The sequence below is a fragment of the Xanthomonas sp. NCPPB 3200 genome, from assembly GCF_056393585.1.
On sequence record NZ_CM150785.1, the window covers coordinates 1,964,627 to 1,983,925 of the forward strand.

20 protein-coding genes are annotated in these 19,299 nt (G+C 66.4%); 15 read left to right on the plus strand and 5 right to left on the minus strand.

All coding sequences use genetic code 11. The features are described from left to right. Nucleotides 1–244: 244 nt before the first annotated feature. Nucleotides 245–1,747 (minus strand): S10 family peptidase, encoded by a 1,503-nt coding sequence (locus AC06DU_RS08555; RefSeq protein ID WP_478204065.1) that lies wholly within the window; start codon nucleotides 1,745–1,747, stop codon nucleotides 245–247. A gap of 306 nt (nucleotides 1,748–2,053) precedes the next feature. Continuing rightward, nucleotides 2,054–3,943, minus strand: a complete 1,890-nt coding sequence (parE, locus tag AC06DU_RS08560) for a DNA topoisomerase IV subunit B (RefSeq protein WP_046342354.1) — start codon at nucleotides 3,941–3,943, stop codon at nucleotides 2,054–2,056. A 162-nt stretch (nucleotides 3,944–4,105) separates the two neighbouring features. On the opposite strand from parE, the gene AC06DU_RS08565 reads away from it, so the two are divergent. The 9 genes from AC06DU_RS08565 (at nucleotide 4,106) to truD (ending at nucleotide 12,025) form a co-directional block, all read left to right on the plus strand. Continuing rightward, the gene (locus tag AC06DU_RS08565) at nucleotides 4,106–4,354 is read left to right on the plus strand and encodes a hypothetical protein (protein ID WP_478204067.1); all 249 of its coding nucleotides are present in this window, start codon (nucleotides 4,106–4,108) and stop codon (nucleotides 4,352–4,354) included. 176 nt (nucleotides 4,355–4,530) lie between these two features. Further along, nucleotides 4,531–6,195 (plus strand): CTP synthase, encoded by a 1,665-nt coding sequence (locus tag AC06DU_RS08570; RefSeq protein ID WP_024939564.1) that lies wholly within the window; start codon nucleotides 4,531–4,533, stop codon nucleotides 6,193–6,195. Nucleotides 6,196–6,398: 203 nt separating this feature from the next. Then, complete coding sequence (gene kdsA / locus AC06DU_RS08575) at nucleotides 6,399–7,229, plus strand: 3-deoxy-8-phosphooctulonate synthase (RefSeq protein WP_054592805.1); 831 nt, start codon at nucleotides 6,399–6,401, stop codon at nucleotides 7,227–7,229. Between the two features lie 116 nt (nucleotides 7,230–7,345). Next, a complete protein-coding gene (locus AC06DU_RS08580; RefSeq protein ID WP_024939566.1) occupies nucleotides 7,346–7,588 on the plus strand; it encodes a hypothetical protein in 243 nt (80 codons plus the stop codon). Nucleotides 7,589–7,711: 123 nt separating this feature from the next. Next, entirely contained in the window at nucleotides 7,712–9,004 is a 1,293-nt protein-coding gene (gene eno, locus AC06DU_RS08585) for a phosphopyruvate hydratase (protein WP_478204068.1), read from the plus strand. A 3-nt stretch (nucleotides 9,005–9,007) separates the two neighbouring features. After that, nucleotides 9,008–9,364 (plus strand): cell division protein FtsB, encoded by a 357-nt coding sequence (gene ftsB, locus AC06DU_RS08590; RefSeq protein WP_016904016.1) that lies wholly within the window; start codon nucleotides 9,008–9,010, stop codon nucleotides 9,362–9,364. Further along, nucleotides 9,361–10,161: a 2-C-methyl-D-erythritol 4-phosphate cytidylyltransferase gene (gene ispD / locus AC06DU_RS08595; RefSeq protein WP_102252499.1), complete on the plus strand. Its 801-nt coding sequence runs from the start codon at nucleotides 9,361–9,363 to the stop codon at nucleotides 10,159–10,161. Before ftsB ends, ispD begins: the two co-directional genes overlap by 4 nt. A 15-nt stretch (nucleotides 10,162–10,176) precedes the next feature. Next, a complete protein-coding gene (gene ispF, locus AC06DU_RS08600) occupies nucleotides 10,177–10,668 on the plus strand; it encodes a 2-C-methyl-D-erythritol 2,4-cyclodiphosphate synthase (RefSeq protein WP_478204070.1) in 492 nt (163 codons plus the stop codon). 247 nt (nucleotides 10,669–10,915) lie between these two features. Then, nucleotides 10,916–12,025 (plus strand): tRNA pseudouridine(13) synthase TruD, encoded by a 1,110-nt coding sequence (gene truD, locus AC06DU_RS08605; protein WP_478204072.1) that lies wholly within the window; start codon nucleotides 10,916–10,918, stop codon nucleotides 12,023–12,025. 136 nt (nucleotides 12,026–12,161) lie between these two features. Here truD and AC06DU_RS08610 read toward each other — a convergent pair whose 3' ends face one another. Next, nucleotides 12,162–12,701, minus strand: coding sequence for a Smr/MutS family protein (locus AC06DU_RS08610; RefSeq protein ID WP_166771214.1), 540 nt, complete (start codon nucleotides 12,699–12,701; stop codon nucleotides 12,162–12,164). Nucleotides 12,702–12,800: 99 nt separating this feature from the next. Between AC06DU_RS08610 and surE the strand changes: the two genes are divergently transcribed. From surE to AC06DU_RS08630, 4 genes are read left to right on the plus strand one after another with little or no spacing between them, the layout of a single operon-like run. Then, a complete protein-coding gene (gene surE, locus AC06DU_RS08615; protein ID WP_024939572.1) occupies nucleotides 12,801–13,580 on the plus strand; it encodes a 5'/3'-nucleotidase SurE in 780 nt (259 codons plus the stop codon). Continuing rightward, a complete protein-coding gene (locus AC06DU_RS08620; RefSeq protein WP_016904010.1) occupies nucleotides 13,577–14,254 on the plus strand; it encodes a protein-L-isoaspartate(D-aspartate) O-methyltransferase in 678 nt (225 codons plus the stop codon). Before surE ends, AC06DU_RS08620 begins: the two co-directional genes overlap by 4 nt. 18 nt (nucleotides 14,255–14,272) lie before the next feature. Further along, nucleotides 14,273–14,887 carry a YqaA family protein gene (locus AC06DU_RS08625; RefSeq protein ID WP_016904009.1) on the plus strand — a complete coding sequence of 205 codons (615 nt, stop codon included), beginning with the start codon at nucleotides 14,273–14,275 and terminating at the stop codon, nucleotides 14,885–14,887. Further along, entirely contained in the window at nucleotides 14,884–15,660 is a 777-nt protein-coding gene (locus AC06DU_RS08630) for a peptidoglycan DD-metalloendopeptidase family protein (protein WP_184614314.1), read from the plus strand. The genes AC06DU_RS08625 and AC06DU_RS08630 overlap by 4 nt, the downstream gene beginning before the upstream one ends. Before the next feature lie 161 nt (nucleotides 15,661–15,821). Here AC06DU_RS08630 and AC06DU_RS08635 read toward each other — a convergent pair whose 3' ends face one another. Beyond that, nucleotides 15,822–16,202, minus strand: coding sequence for an Mth938-like domain-containing protein (locus AC06DU_RS08635; protein ID WP_126965764.1), 381 nt, complete (start codon nucleotides 16,200–16,202; stop codon nucleotides 15,822–15,824). 15 nt (nucleotides 16,203–16,217) lie between these two features. Continuing rightward, the gene (yhbY, locus tag AC06DU_RS08640) at nucleotides 16,218–16,523 is read right to left on the minus strand and encodes a ribosome assembly RNA-binding protein YhbY (protein ID WP_024939574.1); all 306 of its coding nucleotides are present in this window, start codon (nucleotides 16,521–16,523) and stop codon (nucleotides 16,218–16,220) included. Nucleotides 16,524–16,588: 65 nt separating this feature from the next. Here yhbY and rlmE point away from each other — a divergent pair, with 65 nt between their 5' ends. Together rlmE and ftsH are read left to right on the plus strand one after the other, a co-directional pair. Further along, a complete protein-coding gene (gene rlmE / locus AC06DU_RS08645; protein WP_478204391.1) occupies nucleotides 16,589–17,221 on the plus strand; it encodes a 23S rRNA (uridine(2552)-2'-O)-methyltransferase RlmE in 633 nt (210 codons plus the stop codon). Between the two features lie 61 nt (nucleotides 17,222–17,282). After that, nucleotides 17,283–19,223: an ATP-dependent zinc metalloprotease FtsH gene (gene ftsH / locus AC06DU_RS08650; RefSeq protein WP_024939575.1), complete on the plus strand. Its 1,941-nt coding sequence runs from the start codon at nucleotides 17,283–17,285 to the stop codon at nucleotides 19,221–19,223. The last annotated feature ends 76 nt before the right edge of the window (nucleotides 19,224–19,299 follow it).

The following is a 19,299-nucleotide window of genomic DNA, read 5'->3' on the forward strand; positions in this document are numbered from 1 at the left end:
GGTGATTCGGGATTCGGAATTCGGGATTCGGAATTCGGGATTCGTAGCAGCTGGTGCGCTGCCTGATATGTGCGGCTGATCAGCGTCCGACAGCGCTTGCCGCTCCGGATTAACGGGGGTAAGGCGTGTGCGCGGCGGTCGGGAGGGTGATTGCGCTGCCTGGTGGCAGCGTGGCTGGTTGCGCGTTTAGTTGCCGCTGGCGTGATGCATCGCCTGCCGCGTGTGCGGCCTGCGATGGTGGTGCTCAGCGGGTTTCGTACATCGTCTTGACGTCGTTGCGGAACGCGGCCTGGCTGTCGGCGCGGTTGTAGAACATGTGGCCGCCGGGATATTCGCGCACCTGTACGCGCTTGGAGTCGCTGCCCATCGTCGGCATCTGGTCCACCGTCAGCATCGAGCCCATGAACGGGCAGGAGAGATCGTTCCAGCCATGCGCGATCAATACGCGCAGCTTGGGGTCGATCGCCACCGACTGGCGCAGCTGGGTCACCGCGCCCTTGCGCAGTTCGTCGTTCCAGTCCCATAGCGTGTTGACGTCGTAATTGAGCGCCTGATAACGCGCATCGACCTTCCAGCCGACCACGCGGGTGACGAAGTCCACCATCGCGGTGGTGGTCGGCGCGATGATGCTGTCCAGCAGCGGGTCGTTGGCGCGCTGCTCGGGATCGTTGGGGAAGGGGTCGAACGCGGTCACGTTGGCGTCGTAGCGGCTGCCCAGCTCGCCCTTGTCGCGGAATACCTCGCGCAAGTAGGCCTGGGTTTCCAGGCGCCCGCCGGAGCGGCGCACGTAGGTCGCGTCCAGCCCGGTCATGCGGGTGACCTGCTGCAGCATCGCCTCGGTCGCCTGCGGATCGGTGCGGCCCTTCATCAGTGCCACCGCGTAGTCGCCGCGGGTGTAATCGATCACCTGGCGCATCGCCGTGTCGCTGAGCTGGCCCTGGCGTTCCAGGTGTGCGGCGGCGATCGAGGGCAGCGTCATCATCCAGGCCAGCGGCGACACATCGCTGTTGTCGTCCAGGGTGGGATTGAGATACGGCGACACCAGCACCACGCCGTTCATCGCCACGCCCAACCGGGTCTGCAGGTACTGGGTGATGCGCGGGCCGCGGAAGCCGCCGTAGCTTTCGCCGACCAGGTACTTGCGTGCCTGCAGGCGGCGGTTCTTCAGCAGCCAGTCGTAGACCACACGCGAGAGATATTCCACGTCGGCCTGCGGGTTGTAGAACTGCTTCTTGGCTTCGTCGTCGCCGATCAGGGCGCGGCTGAAGCCGGTGCCGACCGGGTCGATGAACACCAGGTCGGTAAAGTCCAGCCAGGTGCCGGGGTTATCGCGCAGCGCCGCCGGCGCGGAGGCGCTGTCGCCTTCGGCGCCGAAACCGACCACCTTGGGTCCGATCGCGCCCATGTTCAGATACACCGACGACGCACCGGGGCCGCCATTCAGCGCGAAGGTCACCGGGCGGTCCTTGCCATCGACGGTGTAGGCGGTGAACACCACCTCGCCGGTGGTCTTGCCCTGCGCATCGCGCACCGGCAGCGTGCCGACGGTTGCGGTGTAACTCAGCGTGCGCCCACCCACGCGGGTGCTTTGCCGCACGCTGGCATCGGCCGGCAGTGGCACGGGTTTGGCGGCCGCGGCATCGGATTTGGTGTCGGTTTTTGCAGCGTTCTTGTCGGGCGCGTCGGCCAGCGCGGTTCCGCTGAGCAGGACGCAGGCCAGCAGGCTGGCACGGAGGAAGCAGGGCATGAGCATCGGAGATTCGGCAGGGAGCGACGATGCTAGGCCGCCGATGGCGTCGGATGGATGTGCACAAAGGCATGTGTGTCGCGTTGGCCGACGTGGCCTGCCTGGCTAGAAGCAGCATGTGCCACTGCAGGTGGCCGTCTGAGCCGAAGGGTGGGGATCGGCTTCACCCTCACCCCAACTTCCGCTTCGCACCCCCGGCCCGGGCTGGCAGCGCGGGCGCTCGAAGAGACCTGCGCCAGCAGTGCCTTCTCGCCCCGCTGGGGGGCGAAGCTTTCGCTGCTTGGTGTTTTCAGAATTTCAGCGAACTCAAACCTCCAGCGACGCCAGATCGCCCTTGGTCTCCAGCCACTGCTTGCGGTCGCCGGCGCGCTTCTTCGCCAGCAGCATGTCCATCAGCGAGCGGGTCTGTTCGCCATCGTCGATGGTCAGCTGCACCAGGCGACGCGTATCCGGGTGGATGGTCGATTCGCGCAGCTGTTGCGGATTCATCTCGCCCAGGCCCTTGAAGCGGGTGACGCTGACCTGGCCCTTGAGCTTCTCGCGCGCGATCTTGTCCAGCAGCGTGGTCTTTTCCTCTTCGTCCAGCGCGTAGAACACCTGCTTGCCCACGTCCACGCGGAACAGCGGCGGCATCGCCACGAACACGTGGCCGGCCGCGACCAGCGCGGGGAAATGCTGCAGGAACAGCGCGGTCAGCAAGGTGGCGATATGCAGGCCGTCGGAGTCCGCATCGGCCAGGATCACTACCTTGCCGTAACGCAGCCCGGTGATGTCGTCCTTGCCCGGGTCGCAGCCGATCGCGATCGCCAGGTTGTGCACTTCCTCGGAGGCCAGCACGCTGCCCGATGCCACTTCCCAGGTGTTGAGGATCTTGCCGCGCAGCGGCAGGATCGCCTGGAAGTCCTTGTCGCGGGCCTGCTTGGCCGAGCCGCCGGCCGAGTCGCCCTCGACCAGGAACAGTTCGGTGCGCGACAGATCCTGGCTGATGCAGTCGGCCAGCTTGCCGGGCAGGGCCGGACCCTGGGTGACCTTCTTGCGGACGATCTGCTTTTCGGTCTTCAGGCGCGCGCTGGCGCGGTCGATGGCGATCTGCGCGATCTTCTCGCCGATCTCCACGTTCTGATTCAGATACAGGCTGAAGGCATCGTGCGCGGCGCCTTCGATGAAGCCGGCAGCCTGGCGCGAGGACAGGCGTTCCTTGGTCTGGCCGGAGAACTGCGGGTCGGTCATCTTCAGGCTGAGCACGAAGGTGACCCGGTCCCATACGTCTTCCGGCGCCAGCTTGACCCCGCGCGGCAGCAGGTTGCGGAAGTCGCAGAACTCGCGCAACGCATCGGTCAGGCCCGAACGCAGGCCGTTGACGTGGGTGCCGTGCTGCGCGGTCGGGATCAGGTTGACATAGCTTTCCTGCACCAGCTCGCCTTCTGGCACCCAGGCCGCGGCCCAGTCGACGATCTCGGTGTCCTTCTTCAGGCTGCCCACAAACAGGTCGGCCGGCAGCATCTCGTGCGCGGCCATCTCGCCCTTGAGATAGTCGCGCAGGCCGTTCTCGAAGTACCAGCTGTCCTGCTCGCCGGTGGCCTCGTCGTGGAGCTTGACGGTCAGGCCGGGGCACAGCACGGCCTTGGCGCGCAGCAGATGGCGCAGCGCACGCACGTTGAACTTGGGGGTGTCGAAATACTTCGGGTCGGCCCAGAAGCGCAGCCGCGTACCGGTATTCTTCTTGCCAACGGTGCCGACCACTTCCAGCTTGGAGGCGGCGTGGCCGTCGCGGAACTCCATGCGGTGCTCGCTGCCTTCGCGCTTGATGAACAGCTCGACCTTGGTCGACAGCGCATTGACCACGCTCACGCCCACGCCATGCAGGCCGCCGGAGAAGGTGTAGTTGCGGTTGCTGAACTTGCCGCCGGCATGCAGCCGGGTCAGGATCAGCTCGACACCGGGAATCTTTTCTTCCGGGTGCATGTCCACCGGCATGCCGCGGCCGTCGTCGGACACCTCGCAGCTGCCGTCCTTGTACAGGGTCACTTCGACCTGCCTGGCGTGACCGGCCAGCGCCTCGTCGACCGAGTTGTCGATCACTTCCTGCGCCAGATGGTTCGGGCGCGCAGTGTCGGTATACATGCCAGGGCGGCGTTTGACCGGGTCCAGGCCCGACAGCACTTCAATATCGGCGGCGTTATAACGGGTGTTCATGCATCTCGTTGGCACGTGAAACGACGCGCAAGTGTGGGGGCTGAGCCGATTTTTTGCACGCGACAGGCGTTCAGTGCAGGGCGGGGTGCGGCTGGATACCCTGGCGTTGGATTCGGAACCAAACGTCCCCACCTGAGGATGTCACCGAACCCGGAGGACACCATGAAGTTCAAGCACATCCTGATGCTCACCCTCGGTGCTGCCGCAGTGGCCGCGCTTCCTGCCATGGCCCAGGCCGCTCCTCAGCAGACCGGGCAGGGCGCCGGCGCCAGCGCGCAGAAGGCCGATGACGCCAAGGCCAAGACCGAAGCCGAGCGCAAGGCCGAGCGCCGCGCCGCTGCTGCGGCACACAAGCCCAAGGCCGACGCCGCCATGCGCGAGGAAGAGGAAGAAGAAAAGCCGGCGCGCTGATTCCATCGCGCGACGGCATAACGCCACACGGACGCCCCGGCCTTGGTCGGGGCGTCTGCATTTGCGCGCCAGGCGCAGCGCGTTTTTCGCCGCTGTGACGACATGATCGTCACGCAACCCTTGGGCATTCGCCCGTCACCCGCTAAACTATGGCTTTCCGGGAGGCTTCAAGCCCCATGACCCCCCTGATTTTTGTTACCGGCGGCGTAGTGTCCTCGCTAGGCAAGGGCATTGCCGCCGCTTCGCTTGCCTCCATTCTGGAAGCGCGTGGCCTGAAGGTCACGATGATGAAGCTGGACCCGTACATCAATGTGGACCCGGGCACGATGAGCCCGTTCCAGCATGGCGAGGTCTACGTCACCGACGACGGCGCCGAGACCGACCTGGATCTGGGTCACTACGAGCGCTACGTGCGCACGCGACTGTCGCGCAAGAACTCGGTCACCACCGGCCGGATCTACGAGAACGTGATCCGCAAGGAGCGTCGCGGCGATTACCTGGGCGCCACCGTGCAGGTGATCCCGCACATCACCGACGAGATCCGCCGTTGCATCGACGAGGCCACCGCCGGGTTCGACGTGGCGCTGATCGAGATCGGCGGCACCGTCGGCGATATCGAGTCGCTGCCGTTCCTGGAAGCAATCCGCCAGGTGCGCACCGAGCGTGGTGCCGAAAAGGCCATGTTCATGCACCTCACCCTGGTGCCGTACATCGCCGCTGCCGGTGAGTTGAAGACCAAGCCGACCCAGCATTCGGTCAAGGAGCTGCGCTCGATCGGCATCCAGCCGGACGTACTGCTGTGCCGTTCCGAGCAGGCGGTGCCGGATTCGGAGCGCCGCAAGATCGCGTTGTTCACCAACGTCTCCGAGCGCGCGGTGATCAGCTGCCCGGATATCGACGTGCTGTACGGCATGCCGCTGGAGCTGCGTCGCCAGGGCCTGGACGAACTGGTCATCGATCAGTTCAAGCTGCGCGACAAGGTGGCTGCGCCCGACCTGTCCGAATGGGCTGCGGTGGTGGATGCGGTCAAGCACCCGCTGGACGAGGTCACCATTGCGGTGGTCGGCAAGTACGTCGACCACCAGGACGCCTACAAGTCGGTGGCCGAAGCGCTGCGTCACGGCGGTCTGCGCCAGCGCACCAAGGTCAACCTGAAGTGGCTGGAAGCGCAGGATCTGGAGGGCAGCGACATGGCTGCGCTGCAGGATATCGACGGCATCCTGGTGCCGGGCGGCTTCGGCGACCGTGGTTTCGAAGGCAAGGTGCTCACCTCCAAATATGCGCGCGAGCACAAGGTGCCGTACTTCGGCATCTGCTACGGCATGCAGGCGGCGGTGGTGGACTATGCCCGCCACGTGGCAGATCTGGATGCAGCCAACAGCACCGAGAACGACCGCCAGTCGCCACACCCGGTGATCGGCCTGATCACCGAATGGCGCACCGCCACCGGTGAAGTGGAAAAGCGCGACGAGAAGTCCGACCTGGGCGGCACCATGCGGCTGGGTCTGCAGGAGCAGCGGCTCAAGCCGGGCACGCTGGCGCGCGAGGTGTACGGCAAGGACGTGGTCGCCGAGCGTCACCGCCACCGCTACGAGTTCAACAACCGCTACCGCACCCAGCTGGAAGACGCCGGCCTGGTGATCTCCGGCAAGTCGATGGACGACACGCTGGTAGAGATGGTGGAGCTGCCGCGCGATGCGCACCCGTGGTTCCTGGCCTGCCAGGCGCATCCGGAATTCCTGTCCACCCCGCGCGACGGGCATCCGCTGTTCATCGGTTTCGTGCGCGCCGCGCGCGAGAAGAAGGCGGGCGGGAAGTTGTTGAAGGAAGCGCGTGCCTGAGCCGCTCCTTCTCCCGTCGGGAGAAGCCGGCGCGCAGCGCCGGATGAGGGGCGCTGCAACGCACCGGAAGATGGCAGCCATGACGAACGCGTCGCCACGCGTCAGCCAGGACAAACCATCGCACTTCAGCAGCGCTTCGCAACCGTACCCGCACACCAACCCCTCTCCCGACGGGAGAGGGGCTTTAATCAATAGGTGACCTGATGAAACTGTGTGACTTTGACGTTGGCCTGGATCAGCCGTTGTTCCTGATCGCCGGCCCCTGCGTGATCGAGTCGATGCAGCTGCAGCTGGACGTGGCCGGCAAGCTGAAGGAAATCACCGGCAAGCTGGGGATCAACTTCATCTTCAAGTCGAGCTTCGACAAGGCCAACCGCACCTCCGGCACCAGCTTCCGCGGCCCGGGCCTGGAAGAGGGCCTGAAGGTGCTGGAGGCGGTGAAACAGCAGATCGGCGTGCCGGTACTGACCGACGTGCACGAATACACCCCGATGAACGAGGTCGCCGCCGTCGTCGACGTGCTGCAGACCCCGGCCTTCCTGGTGCGCCAGACCGATTTCATCAAGAACGTCTGCGCCGCCGGCAAGCCGGTCAACATCAAGAAGGGCCAGTTCCTGGCGCCGTGGGACATGAAGCCGGTGGTCGACAAGGCTAAGTCGACCGGCAACGAGCAGATCATGGTCTGCGAACGTGGCGCCTCGTTCGGCTACAACAATCTGGTCAGCGACATGCGCTCGCTGAGCGTGATGCGCGACACCGGCTGCCCGGTGGTGTTCGATGCCACCCATTCGGTGCAGTTGCCGGGCGGGCAGGGCAGCAGTTCCGGCGGCCAGCGCGAATTCGTGCCGGTGCTGGCGCGCGCGGCGGTGGCGGTGGGCATTTCCGGCCTGTTTGCCGAAACCCATCCAGACCCGTCCAAGGCCTTGTCGGACGGCCCCAACGCCTGGCCGCTGGACCGCATGGAAGAGCTGCTCGAGACCCTGATGGAACTGGATGCCGTCACCAAGAAGCACGGGTTCGCGCGCTTCGCATGAGTTCCGATCCCTGGGCGCTGGCCGCGTCGCAGCGCCAGCGTCGGCAGTGGCGCCACTGGCCCTGGGGCTGGATCGCGCTGGTCGCATCGATCGCCGCGTGGGCGTGTATGGCCGCAATGGTGTTTCTGGTCGCTGCCAGCATCGGCATGCCGGGTGACGGCGACCATGCCATGCAGGCCACGCGGGTGCCAATGCTGGTTACGCTGCTGCTGGCCGCGGTGGCGATCACAAGTTGCCTGATCGCCGGCCCGCTGGCGTTGCGGCTGGCTCGCCAATCCGGCGCAGCGATCTTTGCGTTGGTGTTGCTGTCAGTCTTGCTGCTGCTGTCTGGGCTACCGCTGCTGGGCTTGATGGCCTAGCGGCATGTGTGCCGGCCTGTTGCGTGCGGCAGCTTCACGCGATTTGGCAATGTGCCGGTGTGCGGCGATAATCCCGCAGCTTGTTTCCGGTGTACTTCCCCCTTACTGGTAACCGATCGACCTATGACCACTATCGCCAAGATCCTCGCCCGCGAAATCCTCGACTCCCGCGGCAACCCCACGCTGGAGGCCGAAGTCACGCTGGACGACGGCTCGTTCGGCCGCGCTGCCGTGCCCTCGGGCGCCTCGACCGGCACCAAGGAAGCGGTGGAACTGCGCGATGGCGACAAGACCCGCTACCTGGGCAAGGGCGTGCTGCATGCGGTGCAGAACGTCAACGGCACCATCGCCGAGACGCTCAAGGGCTTCGACGCGGCCGACCAGCAGGGTCTGGATCGCCGCCTGATCGACCTGGACGGCACCGAGAACAAGGGCCGCCTGGGCGCGAACGCGCTGCTGGGGGTTTCTTTGGCCGCCGCGCATGCGGTGGCCGCCTCGCGCAAGCAGCCGCTGTGGCAGTACCTGTCCACCATCACCGAGTCCGACGTCGCACTGCCGGTGCCGATGATGAACATCATCAACGGCGGCGCGCATGCCGACAACAACGTCGACTTCCAGGAGTTCATGGTGCTGCCGGTCGGCTGCAGCTCGTTCTCCGAAGCGCTGCGTGCCGGCACCGAAATCTTCCACGCGCTCAAGTCGGTGCTCAAGGGCCACGGCCTGAGCACGGCGGTGGGCGACGAAGGCGGCTTTGCGCCGGACCTCCGCAGCAACGTCGAAGCGCTGGACACCATCCTCGAGGCGATCGGCAAGGCCGGCTACACCGCCGGCGAAGACGTGCTGCTGGGCCTGGACGTGGCCTCCAGCGAGTTCTACGACAACGGCAAGTACAACCTGGTTGGCGAAAACAAGCGCCTGACCAGCGAGCAGTTCGTCGACTTCCTGGCCGACTGGGTCGCGCAGTACCCGATCATCAGCATCGAAGACGGCCTGGCCGAGGACGACTGGGCCGGCTGGAAGCTGCTCACCGACCGCGTCGGCAAGAAGGTGCAGCTGGTCGGCGACGATCTGTTCGTCACCAACCCGAAGATCTTCAAGCAGGGCATCGACTCGGGCACCGCCAACGCGATCCTGATCAAGGTCAACCAGATCGGCACGCTGACCGAGACGCTGGAAGCCATTGCGATGGCGCATGCGGCCAACTACGCCTCGATCGTCTCGCACCGCTCGGGCGAAACCGAAGACACCACCATCGCCGACATCGCAGTGGCCACCACCGCCACGCAGATCAAGACCGGCTCGCTGTGCCGCAGCGACCGCGTCGCCAAGTACAACCAGTTGCTGCGCATCGAGCAGGCGCTGGGCTCCGGCGCGCGTTACGCCGGCCGCGACGCGTTCGTTTCGCTCAAGCGCTAAGCCGTGCGCAACTGGCGCTGGCTACTGCTGGTGCTGGCGGTGCTGCTGGCTTGGCTGCAGTACCGCTTCTGGTTCGGGCCTGGGAATTCCGGCGAAGTGATGATGCTGGAAGCCCAGGTCGCGCATCAGACACAGGACAACGAAGGTCTGCGCCAACGCAACCAGGCGTTGGCAGCAGAGGTGAAGGATTTGAAGGACGGCGAGGCGGCAATCGAAGAGCGCGCGCGCAGCGAACTGGGCATGATCAAACCGGGCGAGACGTTCTATCGCGTGGTCGAGGATGCACCGCCGCTGCCGCCCGCAGTGGCCGCGCCGTCCGCTGCGCCCGTCGAGCCTGACGCTCCGGCGGAACAGCCATGACCGGTTCGATCTGGGCGATCGTGCCGGCCGCCGGGCGCGGCACGCGTTTTGGTGGGCAGACCCCCAAGCAATATCTGTGCGCTGCCGGGCAACCGCTGATGGCCTACACGCTGGCGGCGCTTGCCGCGCATCCGGTGGTGGCCGGCATCGTGGTGGCCATCGCGCCCGACGATGCGGATTGGCCGGGCTGGAGCTCGGTGCAGGGCAAGCCGGTGCTGACCTGCGTCGGCGGCGGGACACGTGCGGCATCGGTACTGGCCGGATTGCTGGCCTTGCCGGAGAGCGTGCGGGCCGACGACTTTGTGCTGGTGCACGATGCCGCGCGGCCCAATCTGGCGCTGGCCGATCTGGAGCGTCTGCTGGAGATCGGCCGCGGCGATCCGGTCGGCGCGATCCTGGCTGCACCGGTGCGCGACACGCTCAAGCGGGCCGGCGACGATGGCGGCATCGATGCCACCGAGCCACGCGAGCGGCTGTGGCGCGCACTGACCCCGCAGCTGTTCCGTCGCCATCAACTGATCCGCGGCCTCACCGAGGCGTCGGCGGCCGGGGTGGACGTGACCGACGAGGCGATGGCGATGGAGCGGCTGGGATTGCGCCCGTTGCTGGTGGAAGGTGCCGAAGACAACTTCAAGGTGACCACGCCAACGGATCTGGCGCGATTCGAATTCGAACTGGCGCGCCGAGGTGTTGCAGTGGATGCCCAGTCGCCTGCAACCGACCCGCGCGCCGGGGCGGTCGTTGGCCACACCGATGCGCTGTCCGCTGGTGCCCACCACGACGCCGACGCTCCCTAATCACCACGGATTACCATGTCTTTCAATTTTCGAATCGGTCAGGGCTACGACGTGCACGCGTTCGGTGCGGGCGACCACGTGATGCTGGGCGGCGTGCGCGTCGCGCACAGCCACGGCGTGCTCGCGCACAGCGATGGCGACGTGGTGTTGCATGCGCTATGCGATGCGATGCTGGGCGCGCTGGCGCTGGGCGATATCGGTCAGCACTTCCCGCCGTCCGACGCGCTCTGGAAGGACGCCGACAGCGCGCAGTTCCTGCAGCATTGCGATCACTTGCTGCGCGAGCGTGGCTGGCGGGTCGGCAATGCCGATGTCACCGTGATCTGCGAGCGTCCCAAGATCGGCCCGCATGCGCTGGCGATGCGCGAGCGTATTGCCGGCCTGCTGGCGATCGAACTCGATGCGGTCAGCGTCAAGGCCACCACCAGCGAAAAACTCGGCTTCACCGGCCGCAGCGAGGGCATCGCCGCCCAAGCTGCGGTGTTGCTCGGCAAGATCGCCGGCTGACCGCGACTGCCAAACGCCTGCGCGCACCGTCGGTGGCATGGACGGTGCCGGGCATGGCGATCATCTCGCATACCCTGCAGTGCTGAGCCTGCCGTCCACGCATCCGGCCACTGCCGGCCAGCTGTTCCAGCCGCTCCAGATCGCGGTTATCTGCGCCGGGCTCGTCTTGGCGTCGCACCGCGACACCACCGCGCCGAGGCATTTGGCACATAGCGCACGATCTGTCGGCGCGAAGGTAAATCACAGCATGAGCGACATCTTTGTTCTGCCGCGCGCGCATGGCGCTGCGGTCCTCGGCGCGGCAATGCGCAGCACGCCCGAAGATTTTCAGGTCGATGAGCTGCCGGCCTTCGAGCCCACCGGCGAGGGCGAGCACCTGTTGCTCACCATCCGCAAGCGTGGGCAGAACACCGCCTATATCGCAAAGAAACTCGCGCAGTGGGCCGGAATCGCCGAGATGGGCGTCAGCTACGCCGGGCTGAAGGACCGCCATGCGGTGACCACGCAGCGCTTCAGCGTGCATCTGCCCAAGCGCATCGCGCCGGAGCTCGCCGCGCTCGACGACGATGAGGTGCAGGTCATCGCCAGCACCTGGCACAACCGCAAGCTGCAACGCGGCGCACTGCTGGGCAATCGTTTCGTGTTGACGTTGCGCCAGGTACACGGCGAGCGTGCGGCGATCGAACAGCGCCTGCAGGCGATCGCCGCGCGCGGTATCCCGAACTGGTTTGGCGAACAGCGCTTCGGCCGCGATGGCGGCAATGTGGCCTCCGCGCTGGCGATGTTCGGTTACGTGTCCAATGCCGACGGCACCTTGTCGGCGGCGCCGGCATCCCGGCGGCGGCTGCGCAACGACCAACGCTCGATGCTGCTGTCGGCGGCGCGCTCGGCGTTGTTCAATCGGGTGCTCACCGCACGCGTGGAGCAGGGCAGCTGGGACACCGCGCTGGATGGCGAGGCGTGGATGCTGGATGGCTCGCGCAGCGTGTTCGGCCCCGAGCCGTTCACCGATGTACTGGCAGAGCGCCTGGCGCGCTTCGATATCCATCCCAGCGGGCCGTTGTGGGGCGCCGGCGAGCTGCGTTCGACCGCGCAGGCCGCGGCGGTGGAGCAGGGCGCGTTGTCCGACCCGCAATCGGAGGTGCTGCGGCAAGGCCTGGAGGCCGCGGGCTTGAAGCAGGAGCGCCGCGCACTGCGCTTGCGTCCGCAACAGTTGGAGTATCGCTGGCTGGATGCGGATAGCCTGCAGATCGAATTCGCACTGCCGCCGGGCTGCTACGCCACCGCGGTGTTATGGGAGCTGGGCGAAGTCAGCGACGCCGGCCGTCTCAACGCCGGCTTGCGTTCCGACGCCTAGGCCTGCCCGGTTGTCGTTGGCTGCCCGGCAAACACGTCACCGCCGTAGGAGCGGACCTGGCGGCGACAGGCCTGCCCATCAACGCGTCCTTTGCGCAAGCGCATGCCTACATCGGCGACCCATCGCCCAATCGGCGCTAACGCCGCGCCAGCAACACCAGCAATGCTCCGGTGCCACCTTGCGTGGCCGGCGCGGAATGAAACGCCAACACGTCGTTGCGCTGACGCAGCAGGCGATCCATCAGGTTTTTCAACACCGGCGCGCCGTTGTCCGACTGCAGCCCCTTGCCGTGGATGATGCGCACGCAGCCATGGTCGTGCGCATGCGCTTCCAGCAGGAACTGCCGCAGCAGGGATTCGGCCTGCGCGGCGGTGGCGCCATGCAGGTCTAGTTCGTCCTGGATCGAGAACTGACCGCGCTTGAGCCGCTGAAACAATCGGGTGGGAAGATTCTCGCGCCGGTAGCTGGCGGTATCGCCCGCCTCCAGCGGCGCACTGTCGCGCAGCAGACGCGCGAATTCGGTGTGCGCTTCCGCATCGTCGCGCTCGGCCATGCGTGCGCGCGGCTTGGGGCGCGGCCTGGCATTGGCCGGTGGGGCGACTTCACGAATCGGCTTGACCGCGCCGATCGCTGCGCGGAACAGCGCGCCGTCGTCTTCGTCTTCAGGATGCGACATGCTCACAGCCTAACCTGCCCAACCTCAGGCGCAAGCGAAGATCAAGCGCGAAGGGCGCGGACGCATCCGGTATCATGACCCGGTTTTCCGAGGAGTCCCATGCGCGTACTGGTTAGCAACGACGACGGTGTCGACGCCCCCGGCATCCAGATTTTGGCCGAGGCGCTGCGCCATGCCGGTCATGAAGTGATGGTGGTCGCGCCCGACCGCGACCGCTCCGGCGCCAGCAACTCGCTGACGCTGGATGTGCCGATCCGCACCCGCCGCATCGACGCGCAGACCTGCGCGGTTGCCGGCACGCCCACCGACTGCGTGCATCTGGCGCTGACCGGCATGCTCGATTACGACCCGGACATCGTGGTCTCCGGCATCAACAACTCGGCCAATCTCGGCGACGACGTGATCTATTCGGGCACCGTGTCCGCCGCGATGGAAGGCCGCTTCCTCGGCCTGCCGGCGGTGGCGGTCTCGCTGGTGACGCACAATCACGAGGCGCATCACTACGAAACCGCCGCGCGCGCCGCGGTGGAGATCGTGGCACGGCTGAAGTCCGACCCGTTGCCCGCCGATACCATCCTCAACGTCAACGTGCCGGACCTGGCCTGGTCGGAGGTGCTCGGTTTCGAGGTCACCCGGCTGGGCAACCGCCATCGGTCCGAGCCCTGCGTGCCGCAGCGCGACCCGCGCGGCCGCACCGTGTACTGGATCGGCCCGGCCGGGCCGGAGCAGGACGCTGGCGCCGGCACCGACTTCCATGCCGTGCGCACCGGGCATATCTCGATCACCCCGATCCATGTCGACCTGACCCGCTATCAGGCGCTGGAGACGGTGGCCGGCTGGGTGGGCGGCCTGACCGCCGCGCTGGATACGCCGGCATGACGCCGAGGCTGCGGCTGCAACCGGAATCGGTCGGGATCGGCATGACCTCGCAACGCGTGCGCGACCGGCTGGTCGAGCGTTTGCGCGAGGCTGGCATCCAGGACGAGGCCACGCTCAATGCGGTGCGCACCGTGCCGCGCCATCTGTTCATCGACGAAGCGCTGGCCTCGCGTGCCTACGAAGACACCGCCTTGCCGATCGGCCACGGCCAGACCATCTCGCAGCCCTGGGTGGTCGCGCGCATGACCGAGGCGGTGCTGCAGGTTGGCCCGACCAAAGTGCTCGAAGTGGGCACCGGCTCCGGCTACCAGGGCGCGATCCTCGCCGCGCTGGGGCTGGAGGTGTACACCGTCGAGCGCATCGGCGACCTGCTGCGGCAGGCGCGCAAGCGCTTCCGCCATCTGGGCATGAACGTGCGCAGCAAGCACGACGATGGCCGCATCGGCTGGCCCGAACATGGCCCTTACGATGCCATCGTGGTCACCGCCGCCGCCCCGGCGCTGGTCGACGCGCTGGTCGATCAGCTGGCGGTCGGCGGGCGGCTGGTCGCGCCGGTCGGTGGCGCCTCGTCGCAGTCACTGGTGCAACTCACGCGTGCTGCCGACGGCGCGATCGAGCAGCAGGTTCTGGCGCCGGTCACGTTCGTCCCACTGTTGTCGGGCATGCTGGATTGAATCCATGAGAGTTTTTCGATGAAGATCTTCGGGCCGTTGTACGACGTGGCCATTCGCTGGTCGCGCAATCGCCGCGCTCCGGCGCTGCTGACCGGCCTCAGTTTCGTGGAGGGCTTCATCTTCCCGGTACCGCCGGAGGTGATGCTGGCGCCGATGTCGCTGGCCGAACCCAGGCGCGCCCTGTGGTTCGCCACCTTGAGCCTGATCGGCTCGGTCTGCGGCGCGCTGGTCGGTTATCTGCTGGGCCATTTCGCCTTCGCCGCCTTGCAGCCGCTGATCGAATGGCTGGGCTGGAGCGCCAAGATCCAGGCGCAGATCGAGACGCTGCGCACGCTGGTCGCCGATTCGCCGTGGAAGGCCTTCTGGGCGCTGGTGCTGGTGGGCTTTACCCCGATCCCGTTGAAGATCTTTACCTGGGCCTCGGGCGTGGTCGGCGTGCCGATCCTGCCCTTCATTGCCAGCATGCTGGTGGGGCGCGGCAAGCGCGTGTACCTGGTCGCCGGCGCGATCCGGCTGGGTGGGGCGCGTGCCGAGGCCGCGTTGCATCGCTGGATCGAGCCGCTGGGCTGGGTGGCCATGGCCGTCCTGGCGGTGGGCGCGGGCTGGCTGGTGTGGAAGACAACCAACGGATGAGCAAGTTGCAGATGAACTCGGTACGTAAGACAGCAGTCCTGCTCGCAGTCGCCGTCGGGCTGGGCGCCTGCAGCAGCGCCACGGTGGTGCGTTCACCCGGAGCCGGCGGCGGTTCGGCGTCCGCGCGTCCGTCCGCGGCGCCGCGTCCGTCGGTGCCGCGCCCGGGTGCGACCGTCACCGTGCAGCGCGGCGACACGCTATACGCCATCTCGCGTCGGACCAACATCACCGCGCCGGACCTGGCGGCCTGGAATGGCCTGTCCTCGCCGAACACCATCTATCCCGGCCAGACCCTCAAGCTCTATCCGCCCGGAGCCAGCAGGCCGGGCGGTGGCGCGGCCAGCGCCGGCACGGTGGTTCCGCCGCGCCCGAGTGCCCCGATCGCAGCACCGGTCAGTAGCGGATTTCCGTGGCGCTGGCCAGCCGACGGCGTGGTGGTCGGCACCTTCGTCAGCGGCGAGACCACCAAGCAGGGCGTGGATATTGCCGGCGCCAGCGGGCAGGCGGTGCGTGCCGCGGCCGACGGTGTGGTGGTGTACTCCGGCGCCGGCCTGGTCGGCTACGGCGAGCTGATCATCATCAAGCACAACGACCAGTGGCTGTCCGCCTACGGGCACAACCGCAAGCGCCTGCTCAACGAAGGCCAGAGCGTCAAGGCCGGCCAGCAGATCGCCGAGATGGGCCGCAGCGGCGCCGCCCGCGACATGCTGCACTTCGAGATCCGCTACAACGGCAAGCCGGTGGATCCGTTGCTGTACTTGCCTAGGAAGTGATTCGGGATTCGGGATTCGCAACGGCAACGGCGCTGGGCTGATGCTGCCGCGTGGAAGATGCGTTCTAGCGGCCTGAAGATTACTCGGGGTGTCGCTCCTGCTGTTGGCATGAGAGCGACACCTGCTCCAGCCCGCGGTTGCAAATCCCCAATCCCGACTCCCTAATCCCGGCCTTCCAGGATCATCGCCAGTGCCACCCGGCGGCCTTCGCTGGCCAGCACGTTGTAGGTGCGCGCCGCGGCCGCATTGGTCATCGCTTCCAGGCCGATGCCGCGGGTCAGGCAGGCTGCCAGCACGTCCGTCTTCGGGAACTGCTGCCGCTCGCCGGTGCCGAGCAGGATCACCGCCGGGGCGAGCGCCAGCACCGCGTCCATATGCGCGACCTGGAGCTGTTCCAGGCCGGAGACCGGCCAGCCTTCCACTAGCTCGTCGGGCATCAGGATGAAGCTGTGCTGCAGAATCTGATCGTTCACCTTGGCGTGGCGGCCATCGGCCGCGCGCAGCGCATAGGTGTAGTCGGGGTGTTCCTGGCTTAAGGGCATGTCGAACTCGTCGGGTCAGCCGCGCGGCAGCACGATCTGACGCTTTTCCTTGCTGGGGCGGTACAGGATGGCGACATGGCCGATCCGCTGCACCAGCGCGCTGCCGGTCTGCTCGGTCAGTTCGGCAATCATGGCGTCACGGGCCTCGCGATCCTCCGATGTCACCTTCACCTTGATCAGTTCGTGGCGCTCGAGCACTTCCTCGAGTTCGGCCAGAAATGCCGGCGTGACCCCTTTGCCGCCGGTTTGCAGCAGTGCCTTGAGATCGTGGGCCTGGCCGCGCAGGAAACGGTTCTGGGCGGAGGTGAGAACAATGGACATGCAGGATCAAAGGGCAGCAAAGGGTGTTCAGGGTATCATGGCGACCCGTTCAGACCCCTTTGCCGATGCCTTCCCGTAGTAAAAGCAGCCAGCGCTGGCTCAAGGAACACTTCGCCGATCCGTTCGTCAAGAAGGCGCAGGCCGAAGGCATGCGCTCGCGTGCGGCCTACAAGCTGGAAGAACTGCTCCAGCGCGACCGCCTGCTCAAGCCGGGCATGGTGGTGATCGACCTGGGCGCGGCGCCAGGCGGTTGGTCGCAACAGGTGCGCAAGTCCATGGGCGACAGCGGCCGGGTGGTGGCGCTGGATATCCTGGAGATGCCGCCGCTGGCCGGCGTGGAGTTCCTTCACGGCGACTTCAGGGAGCAAACCGTCCTATCGGAATTCGAGGCGATGCTGGGCGATGTGCCGGTGGACCTTGTGCTGTCCGATATGGCCCCCAATAAGAGTGGCATGGATGCGGTCGACCAACCGCGGATGATGCACCTGGCGGAACTGGCGATGGAATTTGCCGATACCCACCTCAAACCGGGCGGGGCGTTCCTGATCAAGCTGTTCCAGGGTGTCGGGTCCGACGATTACATTCGTGAGCTTCGCCGCCGCTATGACAAGGTGACGATTCGCAAGCCGGCGGCGTCGCGCAAGCGCTCCCCGGAAGTTTATGCGCTCGGTCAGGGCAAGCGTGCCCAGATCAAGTAAGCTGCCAATGACCACCGTGTTTCAAGAATTTGAAGAGTAGAGGGCACCGGAGCCAATGAGGATGAACGACTTGACCAAGAATCTGCTGCTGTGGGTGGTCGTCGCGGTTGTGCTGATGGTCGTCTTCCAGAGCTTCTCGCCGCGGATGGCGGGCGGTGTCGGCCCCGACTCGATCACCTACACCCAGTTCCTGAAGGAAGTGGACTCGGGCCGCGTGAAGTCGGTGGACTACACCGACGAGACCAATCTGGCGGTCAACGCGATCCGCTTCAAGCGCACCGACGGCAGCGAAGCCACCGTCTACGGGCCGCGCGACGACAAGCTGGTCGACGTGCTGTATAGCAAGAACATCGAAATGACCCGCCAGAAGCCCTCCACCGGGCCCGGCTTCTGGTCGTTGGTGCTCAATTTCCTGCCGGTCATCCTGATCATCGGCTTCTGGCTGTTCATCATGCGCCAGATGCAGGGCGGTGGCGGTGGCGCCAAGGGCGCAATGAGCTTCGGCAAGTCGCGCGCCAAGCTGCAGGGCGAGGACCAGGTCAAGATCACCTTTGCCGACGTCGCCGGCTGCGACGAGGCCAAGGAAGAAGTCGGCGAGCTGGTCGACTTCCTGCGCGACCCGACCAAGTTCACCAAGCTGGGCGGCAAGATCCCGCGCGGCGTGCTGATGGTCGGCCCGCCCGGTACCGGCAAGACGCTGCTCGCCAAGGCGATCGCCGGCGAGGCCAAGGTGCCGTTCTTCAGCATCTCGGGCTCGGACTTCGTGGAAATGTTTGTCGGCGTGGGTGCCAGCCGCGTGCGCGACATGTTCGAGCAGGCCAAGAAGCATGCGCCGTGCATCATCTTCATCGACGAAATCGATGCGGTGGGCCGTCATCGCGGCGCCGGTCTCGGCGGCGGGCATGACGAGCGCGAGCAGACCCTGAACCAGTTGCTGGTCGAGATGGACGGTTTCGAGGGCGGCGAAGGCGTGATCGTGATCGCCGCGACCAACCGTCCCGACGTGCTGGATCCGGCGCTGCTGCGTCCGGGCCGTTTTGACCGCCAGGTCGTGGTCGGCCTGCCGGACGTCAAGGGGCGCGAGCAGATCCTGCGTGTGCACATGCGCAAGCTGCCGCTGGCCGACGACGTGGTGCCGATGGTCATCGCACGCGGTACGCCGGGCTTCTCCGGTGCCGACCTCGCCAACCTGTGCAACGAGGCGGCGTTGTTTGCCGCACGCGGCAGCGAGAAGGAAGTCCGCATGGACCACTTCGATCGTGCCCGCGACAAGATCCTGATGGGTGCCGAGCGCCGCTCGATGGCCATGAGCGAGGACGAGAAGACGCTCACCGCGTACCACGAGGCAGGCCACGCCATCGTCGGCCGTCTGGTGCCCGAGCATGACCCGGTCTACAAGGTCACCATCATTCCGCGTGGTCGTGCGCTGGGCGTGACCATGTACCTGCCCGAGGGCGACCGCTACTCGATGAATCGCGTGGCGATCGAGTCGCAGCTGTGCTCGCTGTACGGCGGCCGCGTTGCCGAAGAACTGATCTTCGGTGGCGACAAGGTCACCACCGGCGCGTCCAACGATATCGAGCGTGCGACCAAGATGGCACGCAACATGGTGACCAAGTGGGGCCTGTCCGACGAGCTCGGCCCGGTGGCCTACGGCGAGGAGGAGGACGAGGTGTTCCTGGGGCGCTCGGTCACCCAGCACAAGAACGTGTCCGACGAGACCGCGCGCAAGATCGACGAAGTGGTGCGCTCGATTCTGGACAAGGCTTACAGCAAGACCAAGGCCATCCTCACCGAGAACCTGGACAAGCTGCACGCGATGTCGCAGCTGCTGCTGCAGTACGAGACCATCGACGTGCCGCAGATCGACGCCATCATGGAAGGCCGCGAGCCGCCGCCGCCGGCGGGTTGGGGCAAGTCCGACAAGGACGGTGGCAACAACAACGACAAGGGCAGCCCGCGTCCGTTGCCGCCGATCGCCGGGCCGGCCGAGCAGCTGTAACCAACGCATCGGTCAGCTGCAGCAGCATCCATCAAGGCCGGGAAGCGATTCCCGGCCTTGATGCGTTGTAGCGACA